Raw genomic sequence first — 10816 nt, forward strand, 5'->3', positions numbered from 1 at the left:
TTAATATCGGCGGTAACGTAACGAAGGGATCCACCATGATCGTGCTCACCGGCGGCACCGGCAAGCTCGGCTCTCAGGTCGTCGACCAGCTGCTTCGCCGCCTTCCGGCCGAAGAGATCGGCGTCAGCGTGCGCGACCCCGGCCGGGCGGCGGGCCTGGCCGGACGCGGGGTGCGCGTGCGCCGGGGCGACTTCGCCGACCCGGACTCCCTGGCCGAGGCGTTCGAAGGGGCGACGCAGGTGCTCGTCGTCTCGACGGACCAGACGGGCGAGGCGACCCTCGCCGGGCACGCCGCGGCGATCGACGCCGCGCGCGACGCCGGGGTGAAGCGCGTGCTGTACACGAGCCACCAGGGCGCGGCCGCGGATTCGCTCTTCGCGCCGATGCCCGACCACGCCGCGACCGAGCGGCGCCTGGCGGTGTCGGGGCCGGCGTTCACCGCGCTCCGCAACGGTTTCTACGCGAGCACCGTGCCGCTGCTGCTGGGCCGGGCACGGGAAACCGGCGAGCTCGTGGCGCCCGCCGACGGCCCGGTTTCCTGGACCGCGCACGCCGACCTCGCCGAAGCGGCGGCGATCATCCTCGCCGGCGAAGGCCGGTTCGACGGGCCGACCCCGCCGCTGACCGCGCCGGTCGCGCTGGACCTCGACGACGTCGCCCGGCTGCTCTCGGACCTCGGCGGCCGGCCCGTGCGCCGGGTGGTCGTCGACGACGAGGAGTGGGCGGCCGGGCTCGGCGTCCCGGCGGCGCAGGCCGAACTGCTGCTCGGGATGTTCCGCGCGGCGCGTCGCGGTGAGTTCGCGACCACCGGGCCTGACCTCGAAGACCTGCTCGGACGGCCGGCCACGCCGTTGCGATCGCTCCTCGAGTGATCACTATGAACTCTGGCTATACACACCGTGTACAGTCCTCGGCATGTCGATCGGACTGACCCTGCTCGGGCTGCTGGAGAGCGGCCCGCGGCACGGCTACGACCTCAAACGCGCCTATGACGACCGCTTTGGGCACGACCGCCGGGTCCACTACGGCCAGGTCTATTCGACGCTGGCCCGGCTCCTGAAGCAGGGGCTCGTCGAGGCTGACGGCGTCGAGGTCGACGGCGGCCCGGAGCGCAAGCGCTACGCGATCACCGACGCCGGGGTCGCCGACGTCGGCTCCTGGTTGTCGACGCCGGAGAAGCCCGACGTCTACCTGCACAACACGCTCTACACCAAGGTGGTGCTCGCCCTGCTGTCCGGCCGCCCGGCGGCCGACGTTCTCGACGTCCAGCGGGCGGCCCACCTGGACGCGATGCGCGAGCTGACCCGCCGCAAGACCGGCGGTGACCTCGTCGACCAGCTGATCTGCGATCACGCGTTGTTCCACCTGGAGGCCGACCTCCGCTGGCTGGAGCTGACCGCGGCCCGGCTCGACCGGCTGGCGGAGGAGATCTCGTGAGCGTGTTGCTGGAAGCCACGGGCCTCCGCAAGTCGTTCGGCCCGACGGACGCGCTGGCGGCGGCGAGCATCCGGGTGGTGGCGGGCGAAGTCGTCGCGCTGATGGGGCCATCGGGGGCGGGCAAGTCGACGTTGCTGCACTGTCTGGCCGGCATCGTCCGGCCGGACGAGGGGACGGTCCGGTACCAGGGCGCGGACCTGGCCGGGATGGGTGACCGCGCGCGATCGGCGTTGCGGCGCACGGACTTCGGGTTCGTGTTCCAGTTCGGACAGCTGGTCCCGGAGCTCACCTGCCTGGAGAACGTGGCGCTGCCGCTGCGGTTGAACGGCGAGCGCGGCCGCGTCGCCACGAGCCGCGCCCGGGAGATGCTGGCCGAGCTGGACCTCACCGCGATCGCCGGCCGGCGGCCCGGCGAGGTGTCGGGTGGGCAGGGGCAGCGGGCGGCGGTGGCCCGTGCGTTGGTGACGGGCCCACGGGTCATCTTCGCGGACGAGCCGACGGGAGCGCTGGACTCGCTCAACGGCGAGCAGGTGATGGGCGCGCTGACGACGGCGGCCCGCGAGCGGCAGGCCGCGGTGGTCCTGGTGACGCACGAGGCCCGGGTGGCGGCGTACTCGGATCGCGAAGTCGTCGTGCGTGACGGCCGGACGCGCGAGCTGGAGGTGACCCGGTGAGCGGGCGTTTCGTGCCGGGGATGCGCAGGAGCCGGACAGAGCAGTGGTCCGGTCGGATGCTTGCCGGTGCCGGGCCGGCGGTGGCAAGCCCTGGGTCGGCGAAGCGTTTCGTGCTGGGGCGCCTCGACCTTGCCGCGGTCGATCCCGGGCTGGGCGGCGAAACTAGCCGCGGGCGCGCGGGGCGCGTGCCGGCCGGTGCCGGGTCGGCGGTGGCCTGGTGCCAGGCGGCGGGCCTCGGGCCGGCGAAGCGTTTCGTGCCGGGGTGCCTCGACCTTGCCGCGGTCGGTCCCGGGCTGGGCGGTGAAACCCGCCGCGGGCGCGCGGGCCGCGTGCCGGGCGGTGCCGGCCCGGCGGTGGCTCGGTGATCCGGCGCTGGAGCGCGGACCTCGCGCTGGGCATGCGGCTCGCACTCCGCGGCGGCGGCGCGCGAACCGCGTTGGTGCGCCTCGGCCTCACCGCGATCGGCGTCGGCCTCGGGGTGGTCGTCCTGCTCACCGCCACCTCCGTGCCGCACCTGCTCGGCGCTCGTGACGACCGGGCCGCGGCGCGGATGCTCGACCTGCGGCCGGCCGGCGCCGACGTCGACCCCGTGTACGCCGTCGGCCGGGAAGACGAGTTCCGGGGCCGTGGCGTGCAGGGCTACCTCGTGCAGCCCACCGGGCCGCGGCTGCCCGCCGCACCCGGGGTCGAGCGGTTGCCCGGACCCGGCGAAGCCGTGCTTTCCCCGGCGCTGGCGGAACTCCTGAAGTCGCCCGAAGGCGAGCTGCTGCGCCCGCGGTTCACCGAGCGCGTGCTCGGCACCATCGGCGAGGCCGGGCTCACCGGGCCGAACGAGCTCTTCTTCTACCTCGGCTCGGATTCCGTTGCCGCGCAACCCCAAGCCGCGCCGGTGAGCGGGTTCGGCGGCGCGCCGATCCGGCGGGGGCTCGATTCGCTCGAGCTGCTGCTGGTCGTGGTCGGCGCGACGACGTGCCTCGTCCCGGTGTTCGTCTTCGTCGTCACCAGCACCCGGCTCGCCGCGGCGTCGCGGGACCGGCGGCTCGCCGCGTTGCGGCTCATCGGCGCCGACCGCGGCCAGGTGCGCCGGATCGCCGCCGGGGAAGCCCTCCTCGGCTCGCTCGCCGGCCTGGTGATCGGGATCGGGCTGTTCCTGCTCGTGCGCGTCCTGGTCCCGGAGATCACCGTGACCGCCTTCCGCGGCGGCCTCTTCGGTGCCGACATCGTGCCCGACTGGCGGCTCGGCGTCCCGGCCCTGCTGGTGCTGCCGATGCTGGCGTGCGCGGCGGCCGTGCTCGCGCTGCGACGCGTCGTCATCGAGCCCCTTGGTGTCATGCGGCGGGGCGTCCGCCTGCGACGCCGGCTGTGGTGGCGGCTGCTGCCCTTCGCGGCCGGCGGTGCGTTGCTGGTCGCGCGGATGGGCCGCGAAGACACCCGCGACCCGCTGCTGATCGCCGGCGTCGTCCTGGTGCTCGCCGCCGTCCCGCTGCTGCTGCCGTGGCTCGTCGAACGCGTCGCGGGCCGGCTCGGCGGCGGGTCGCCCGCGTGGCTCCTGGCCGTCCGCCGCCTCCAGCTGGACAGCGCCACGGCGGCACGCCTGGTCAGCGGCATCGCCGTCGTCCTGGCCGGATCCATTGCGCTGCAAGGCGTCTACGCCCGGGCCGAGGCCGACCGGCCGGCCTCGCCGGACGCCCGCGTGTTCGCGAGCTACTTCGCCTCGAGCGTCGCCGAAGGGCAGGTCTTCGCCGACGCCGTCCACGCGCTGCCCGGGCAGGCGGCCCTGCCGGTGCGGACCGCTGCCCTGCTCGAGAACGCGGCCGGCGCCCGGACGTCGGTCACCGTCGGGACGTGCGACGAGCTGCGGGAGTTCGGGCGGCTCGCCGGCTGCCGCGACGGCGACGTCTTCGTGGCGGGTGATCCCGGTGGCTTCCGGCCGGTGGCCGGGGAAGGCGTGTGGTTCTCGCGCGTGCGGGACGTCCCACCACAGTGGACAGTCCCGCCGCTGCGCGACGTGCCGCCCGCCGGCGACCACGGCGGCGGCATCCTGGTCACGCCGGGGGCGCTCGCGACGACGTCGGGTGCCGGGCTCAGCCTGTCGGTGACGCTGCCCGCCGCCGGCCCGGACCTGCTGGAGCGGATCCGGAACACCGTGGGCTGGCACGGAACCGTGTCGTCGCTGGGCACCGAGCGCGACGGGACGTACGCGCTGATCACCCGGGTGCTGTCGGTGGGCTCGATCCTGGTGCTGCTGCTCGCCGCGGGCAGCCTGCTGGTCGCGGCGGGGGAGCAGCTGCGGGAACGCCGGCGCAGCCTCGCGGTGCTGACCGCGAACGGCGTCGGGCGCGGTGTGCTCGCCCGGTCGTTGGTGTGGCAGCTGGCGATCCCGGTCGCGGTGGCGATGGCCGTCGCCGTGCTCGCCGGGCTCGGCCTCGACTGGCTGCTGCTCACGCTGGTGGTGCACCGCCCGATGGTCGTCGACGTCGCGACGATCGCGACCCTCGCGGGCACCGCGGCCGCGGCGGTGCTGGTCGTCACTGCCGTGACGCTGCCGGCGTTGTGGCGCACCACGAGCGTCGAGCAGCTGCGGGAGGAGTGACCGGCAGTGTGCCCGGAAAGGCGCACTTTCCGCCGTTCCGGGGAATTCCGGGGCTCGAGATCGTGGGGGAGCCGATATCCGCCCGATCTTCGATTCCGAGGCAGCCGATGCGCACCATGTACGACGCGCTCACCGCGCGGAACATCCTGAAGAAGGACCGCCGGCCCGCGATGGTGGCCGGCTACATCGACCGGATCAGGCTCGCGCCGTGGACCGCCGCCGACTGGGCGCTCTTCCCGGACTCCCTGCACGTGCGGATCGTGAAGAAGGCGTCCACGAACGACGGGCACGTCCTCGACGTCGAGCCCGGCGACGCGACGCCCGAGCAGGCGCCGGGCTGGGCGGCCATGCGGCGCCGGTCCGGGTTCGCCCACCCGGTCGTCTACTGCAACCGGTCGACCTGGCCGAAGGTGAAGGCGGCGTTCTCGCGCCAAGGCGTCGAGCCGCCCCTGTACTGGATCGCCACGGCCACCGGCAGACCCGAAATCCCCACCGGCGCGATCGCCGCGCAGTACCTGCTCGACGTCGCGCCCGGAATCGACATCTCCGTCGTCGCCGACTTCTGGCCGGGTGTCGACACGGCGGCACCCTTGGCCGGCCAACCGGGAGTGGAGATCATGGAACGCATCACCGTCACCCCGCCCAACGCCGGACAGAACACGGTCCGGGTCACGCTTTCCGGCAGCGCCGGCGCCGCGCTGGTGGTCCGCCCGCGGATCAACGGCGAGGGCCTGGCGAAGCCGATGTGGGTGGGCAACATCTACGCGTGGGGCTCGGACAAGACCGGCGTCGGCCACAACCCGAAGTCGGACCCGCACTACAACGACCGCATGACGTCCCACCGCCGCTTCGACCTGCCGGGAGCGTTGTGGGCGGACGTCGAGTACAGCGCGGCGGAGGCCTTCGAGATCGACGTGGTCGGCTAGGCGGAGCGCCCCCGCAGGAACGCGATCCCGTCCTCGGTCACCTGCCGCAGCTTCCGCTCGCCGTAGAAGTGGCCCGCCCCGTGCAGCCGGATCAGGTCGGCGTCCGCGCCCGCTCGCCAGTACGCCGCGACCAGCGCCTCGCTGTGGGCGATCGGGATGCCGACGTCGTCGGTGCCGTGGGCCAGCAGCAGCGGGGCCGCCGACGACGTCACGTGCAGCAGCGGGCTCGCCGTCGGGCCGGGGTGCCAGTCGTGCGGGTCGTGGCCCGTGTTGTGCAGGGCGAAGCCCGGTGGTGGTGGCGGGATGTGCGTGAAGTCCGTCGGCGGGCTCCACGCCACCGCCGCCGACACCGCGCTCGACGGGCCCGTGATGCCGAGGTCGCCCTCGAGGGCCGGGTCGTCCGCCGTCACCGCCAGCATCGCCGCCAGGTAACCGCCCGCCGAGTGCCCCCACGCCGCGACGCGGCCCGCGTCCAGAGCCAGCTCGGCCGCGTGGTGGCGGACCCAGCGCACTGCCGCCTTGACGTCGTGGACCTGCGCCGGGAACGGGGCTTCGCGCCCGTGCCGGTACTGCGCCCGCGCGACGGCGAACCCGGCCGCCAGCAGCCACTCCGTCACCTGGTCGCCGACGCGGCTGTGCTTGTGCGACCCCGCCGCCGGCGCGCCGCCGTAGAGGAAGACCACCACGGGCACGGGGTGCGCGGCCACCGGCACGACGAGGTCCAGCAGCAGTGGCCGGTAGCCGGCCAGCGGCGCGACCAACGCGTCCTGATAGGACACTCGCGTCTCGCTCCGGTCGGCCCGGGGCAGGGTCAGCGGGGCGCGGGAAGTGAGCACCCGACCACTATCGGCACTCGCGGCCACCGCGGCGAGTGCGTACCAGGATGCGGGAGATGTGCCCGGCGGCCCCCGGCGGCCGCCGAACACGCGCTCATCCCGGCTGAGGGACCTCCCGGTGACCGGCCGGGCGCGTTCCGTGCTGTGTTGACACGCCCCGCTCACCGGTGCAAGTATCTGGATTAATCTGATTGGAAACGTTTCCAACCGCCGCATCCGCACCTGGAAACGTTTCCAAGAACGCACACCGAGGAAGCCGATGACGTCCACACGCGCCACGCTGCTCCAGGTCGCCGAGCGCGCCGGGGTCTCCCTGGCCTCGACCTCCCGCGCGCTGCACGGCACCGGCGCGAGCCCGGCGATGGTCGAGCGGGTCCGCGCCGCGGCCGCCGAGCTCGGGTACAGCGCCGACGCGATCGGGCGATCGCTGCGGCTGAAGAAGACCTTCCAGGTCGCCTTCGCCGTCGCCGACATCGGGAACCCCGTCTACGTCGAGATGATGCGGGCCATCCACGCCGTCCTCGAGCCGCACGGCTACCGCGTCGTCGTGATGACCACCGGCGACACCGCGACCTCGACCACCGAGCTGGTCCGCAGCCTCAACAGCGGGTTCGTCGACGGCATGATCGTCAGCCCGCTGCGCACCGACGACCGGCTGATCCGCGAGATCCAGCAGGCCCCCGTGCCGGTCGTGGTGATCGGCCGGGCGATGGACGGCCGGGGGATCAGCTCCGTGTCCACCGACTCCGCGGGCGGCATCGGCGCGGCCGTGACGCACCTGCACACCATCGGCCGCCGGCGGATCGGCTTCCTCAACGGCCCGCTCGACACCACGCCCGGCGCGTCCCGGCAGCGTGGCTTCCACGCCGCCATCGAGGAAACCGCCTTCGAGCGGGTGGACCAGGAGATCGCCGCCGACTTCACCGTCACCGCCGGCCTCGAAGCGGCCCGGGCGCTGCTCGCCCGCGGACCGGTGGACGCGCTCGTCGCAGCGAACGACCTGCTCGCCATCGGGGCGATCCGGGCGGTCCGCGAAACCGGCCGCTCGGTGCCCGAAGACGTCGCGATCACCGGCATGGACGACACCGAGCTCGGCCGGGTCTTCCAGCCGAGCCTGACCAGCGTCTCCCTCGGCTCGACCGAACGCGGGAGTGCGGCGGCCCGGATCATGCTCCAGCTCGCCGACGACCCGGACCACGAGGCCCAGCAGGTCGCTGTCGGCCCCGAGCTGGTGGTGCGCGAGTCGACCGGAGGTGCCCCGTGACCGCGACCCTGACCCGCCCGGCGCCCGCGCCGGGCAAGAAGAAGCCGGTGCTGGCGCGCACCCGGCGGCGCGAGGCGATCGCGCTGGTGCTGCCGTCTCTGATCCCGATCCTCGTGCTCAGCGTGGCGCCGCTGGTCGTCGGGATCTTCCTGGCCTTCACCGACGCGCGCCTGGTCCGCCACCCGGACTACGGCTTCGCCGGCGTCGACAACTTCACGAAGCTCGTCGGCAACGACCTGTTCTGGGACTCGCTGCGGATCGGCCTGATCTGGACCGTCGGGGTCACCGTGCTCCAGCTGGCCGCCGCGATGGGCCTGGCCCTGCTGCTGAACTCCGGCCTGCGGCTGCAAGGCCTGACACGGGTGCTCGCGCTCGTGCCGTGGGCGATGCCGCCGGTCGTCGTGGCGATCATGTGGCAGATGATCTACTCCGCCAACGGCGGCCCGCTCAACGCCTTCCTCGGCAGCCTCGGCCTCCCGGACGACATCAACTGGCTCGGCGACTTCTCGGTCGCGCTGCCCGCGGTGATCGTCGTCGGCGTCTGGGTCGGCATGCCGCAGACGACCGTGACGCTCCTGGCCGGCCTGCAGCAGATCCCCGCGGAGCTGCACGAAGCGGCCTCTGTCGACGGTGCGGGCGCGTGGCGGCGGTTCACCGCGGTGACCTGGCCGAGCCTGCGCCCGATCGTCACCTCGATCACGTCGCTGAACTTCATCTGGAACTTCAACTCGTTCTCACTGGTCTACGTGCTCACCGCCGGTGGGCCGGGCGGCAAGACGATGGTCCCGGTGCTCTTCATCTACCTCGAAGCCTTCAAGAACCGCGAGATCGGTTACGCCGCCGCGATGGGCCTGGTGCTCGTCGTGCTGATCGTGCTCATCCTCGCCGTCTACCTGCGGTCGCAGTTCCGCGACGACCGCGCCGCCGGGAAGGGACGCTGATGCGGGTTCTCGTGCGCCCGGCGCAATACGCCGCCCTCGCGCTCTACATCCTCTTCCTCGGTTTTCCGTTGCTGTGGCTGCTCTCGGCGTCGGTGAAGTCGTCGGGCGAGCTGAACTCGCTCACGGTGAGCCTGCTGCCGAGCGAATGGCACTGGGACAACTACACCGAAGCGCTGGAGAAGCAGGGGCTGGTCCGGTCCGCGGCGAACAGCCTCGTCGTCGCGCTCGCCTCGACGGCGCTGTCGGTCCTCATCGCCGTGCCCGCCTCCTACGTGCTGGCCCGGCTCAAGGGGAAGGTGCGCGCGGCCGGCGTCGGCTGGATCCTGGTCAGCCAGGTGTTCCCGGTCGTGCTGATCATCCTGCCGCTCTACCTGATCCTGCGGACGCTCGGCCTGGCTGACAACCTGGCCGGCCTGACGCTCGTGCACACGACGTACATGCTGCCGTTCGCGCTCTGGATGCTGCAGGGGTACGTCGCCGCGATTCCCGTCGAACTCGAGGAAGCCGGCGCGATGGACGGCGCGAGCCGCGTGACCGTGCTGCGCACCATCGTTTTCCCGCTGCTCATGCCCGGCGTCGTCGCGACCGCGATGTTCAGCTTCGTCTCGTCGTGGAACGAGTTCTTCTTCGCCCTGGTCCTCCTGCAGACGCCGGAGAACTACACGCTGCCCATCACGCTCAACATGTTCGTCGGCGGGGAGGGCAAGGTCGCCCTCGGCCCGCTGGCCGCCGGCGCCGTGCTCGCCGCCATCCCCAGCATCGTCTTCTTCAGCATCCTGCGCAGGAAGCTCACCAGCGGCCTGATGGCGGGAGCGGTGAAGGGATGAACCCCACCGAGAAACCCCGAAAGGTCGGTCGATGAAGACACGACGCATGATTGCCGCCACCCTCCTGTCGGTCGCCGGCCTGCTGCTCACCGCGTGTGGTGGCGGCAGCGGGGACAGCGGCGACGGCCCGGTCACCCTGTCCTTCCAGTCCCTGTCCGACCAGCCCGCCGCGATCGCCGCGACGCAGAAGATCGTCGGTGACTGGAACAAGGCGCACCCGGACGTCCAGGTCAAGATCGTGCAGGCGGGCTGGGACGGCGTCTACGACAAGCTGATCACCCAGTTCAACGCGGGCACGGCGCCGGACATCGTCCACTACGAGGCGGCCGGCATCGCGCCGTTCGCCACCGACGGCTACCTCGCGGACCTCACGCAGTACCTGCCGGAGGCCAAGCGCTCGGACATCCCGAAGGGCGTGCTCGACTCGGTCACCGTCGACGGCAAGGTGATCGCCGCGCCGACCGAGCTGCAGTCCTATGTGGTCTTCGCGAACAAGACCCAGCTGCAGCAGGCCGGCGTCACCATCCCGACCGGCGCGTCGATGACCTGGGACCAGCTGCGCGACATCGCGAAGGCGACCACCAAGGACGGCAAGTTCGGCCTCGGCTGGGGCCTGTCGAGCCCGACCGCGGCGTTCGTCGCGCTGGCCCCCGGCTTCGGCGGCAAGTACTTCGACGGCACCGGGGACAAGGCGCAGCTGAGCGTCGGCCAGGGTGAGCAGGCGCTGCCGCAGCTGGTCGACGCGATGGCCCACCAGGACCACTCGATCCTGCCGGTCACGCTGACGCAGTCGGGCACCAAGGCGCTCGCGCCGTTCTACGCCGGCCAGATCGCGATGACCGTCCAGGGCTCCTACCAGGCGGCCAACATCGCCAAGGACGCGCCGAAGGGCTTCGACTGGGTCGTGCTCCCGCCGCTGGCCGGCTCGGCCGGGCCCGCGCAGGCCGCGAACCCGCAGACGCTGTCGGTGAACAAGGACTCCCAGCACGTCAAGGAGGCCGCGGAGTTCGTGGACTTCTTCACCAGCACGGAGAACCTGGCCGCGATCAACGAGGCCGACGCCCTGATCCCGCCGACGACCTCGGCGCGCAAGGCACTGGCCACGAAGCTCGCGGGGAAGAACGGCTGGGACGCGATCCTCGCGTCGGGGGAGCACCCGACCTCGGCGCCCTACCTGTTCGCCGGCAAGTACGCGCAGTGGAAGGACACCGTCGCGACCCCGGCGTACCAGCAGTTCCTCGGACAGAAGATCGACGCCGCCGGCCTCGCGAAGCAGCTCGAGGACGGCTGGAAGAGCGTCAGCAAGTGACAGGAGCGG

At 72.6% G+C, this 10816-nt stretch carries 11 protein-coding genes; 10 read left to right on the forward strand and 1 reads right to left on the reverse strand.

What is annotated here, in order from left to right; translation table 11 throughout:
- The first annotated feature begins 35 nt into the window (after nt 1–35).
- The 6 genes from M8542_RS40530 (at nt 36) to M8542_RS40555 (ending at nt 5630) form a co-directional block, all read left to right on the forward strand.
- Nucleotides 36–872, forward strand: a complete 837-nt coding sequence (locus tag M8542_RS40530) for an NAD(P)H-binding protein (protein ID WP_257925692.1) — start codon at nt 36–38, stop codon at nt 870–872.
- A 43-nt stretch (nt 873–915) separates the two neighbouring features.
- Entirely contained in the window at nt 916–1437 is a 522-nt protein-coding gene (locus M8542_RS40535; protein WP_257925693.1) for a PadR family transcriptional regulator, read from the forward strand.
- A complete protein-coding gene (locus tag M8542_RS40540) occupies nt 1434–2111 on the forward strand; it encodes an ABC transporter ATP-binding protein (protein ID WP_257925694.1) in 678 nt (225 codons plus the stop codon). Before M8542_RS40535 ends, M8542_RS40540 begins: the two co-directional genes overlap by 4 nt.
- A complete protein-coding gene (locus M8542_RS40545) occupies nt 2108–2476 on the forward strand; it encodes a hypothetical protein (RefSeq protein WP_257925695.1) in 369 nt (122 codons plus the stop codon). Before M8542_RS40540 ends, M8542_RS40545 begins: the two co-directional genes overlap by 4 nt.
- Nucleotides 2473–4704: an FtsX-like permease family protein gene (locus tag M8542_RS40550; protein WP_257925696.1), complete on the forward strand. Its 2232-nt coding sequence runs from the start codon at nt 2473–2475 to the stop codon at nt 4702–4704. The genes M8542_RS40545 and M8542_RS40550 overlap by 4 nt, the downstream gene beginning before the upstream one ends.
- A gap of 107 nt (nt 4705–4811) precedes the next feature.
- Nucleotides 4812–5630, forward strand: a complete 819-nt coding sequence (locus tag M8542_RS40555; protein ID WP_257925697.1) for a hypothetical protein — start codon at nt 4812–4814, stop codon at nt 5628–5630.
- Here the strand turns inward: M8542_RS40555 and M8542_RS40560 are convergent.
- The gene (locus M8542_RS40560) at nt 5627–6466 is read right to left on the reverse strand and encodes an alpha/beta hydrolase (protein ID WP_257925698.1); all 840 of its coding nucleotides are present in this window, start codon (nt 6464–6466) and stop codon (nt 5627–5629) included. The genes M8542_RS40555 and M8542_RS40560 overlap by 4 nt on opposite strands.
- 259 nt (nt 6467–6725) lie before the next feature.
- Here M8542_RS40560 and M8542_RS40565 point away from each other — a divergent pair, with 259 nt between their 5' ends.
- Genes M8542_RS40565 through M8542_RS40580 form a run of 4 tightly spaced genes read left to right on the forward strand, consistent with a single transcriptional unit; the run spans nt 6726 to nt 10807 of the window.
- Nucleotides 6726–7730 carry a LacI family DNA-binding transcriptional regulator gene (locus M8542_RS40565; RefSeq protein ID WP_257925699.1) on the forward strand — a complete coding sequence of 335 codons (1005 nt, stop codon included), beginning with the start codon at nt 6726–6728 and terminating at the stop codon, nt 7728–7730.
- A complete protein-coding gene (locus tag M8542_RS40570) occupies nt 7727–8671 on the forward strand; it encodes a carbohydrate ABC transporter permease (RefSeq protein WP_257925700.1) in 945 nt (314 codons plus the stop codon). Before M8542_RS40565 ends, M8542_RS40570 begins: the two co-directional genes overlap by 4 nt.
- The gene (locus tag M8542_RS40575; RefSeq protein ID WP_257925701.1) at nt 8671–9498 is read left to right on the forward strand and encodes a carbohydrate ABC transporter permease; all 828 of its coding nucleotides are present in this window, start codon (nt 8671–8673) and stop codon (nt 9496–9498) included. Before M8542_RS40570 ends, M8542_RS40575 begins: the two co-directional genes overlap by 1 nt.
- Nucleotides 9499–9529: 31 nt before the next feature.
- Nucleotides 9530–10807 carry an ABC transporter substrate-binding protein gene (locus M8542_RS40580; RefSeq protein ID WP_257925702.1) on the forward strand — a complete coding sequence of 426 codons (1278 nt, stop codon included), beginning with the start codon at nt 9530–9532 and terminating at the stop codon, nt 10805–10807.
- The last annotated feature ends 9 nt before the right edge of the window (nt 10808–10816 follow it).

It is taken from the genome of Amycolatopsis iheyensis (genome assembly GCF_024703995.1).
Taxonomy (GTDB): domain Bacteria; phylum Actinomycetota; class Actinomycetes; order Mycobacteriales; family Pseudonocardiaceae; genus Amycolatopsis; species Amycolatopsis iheyensis.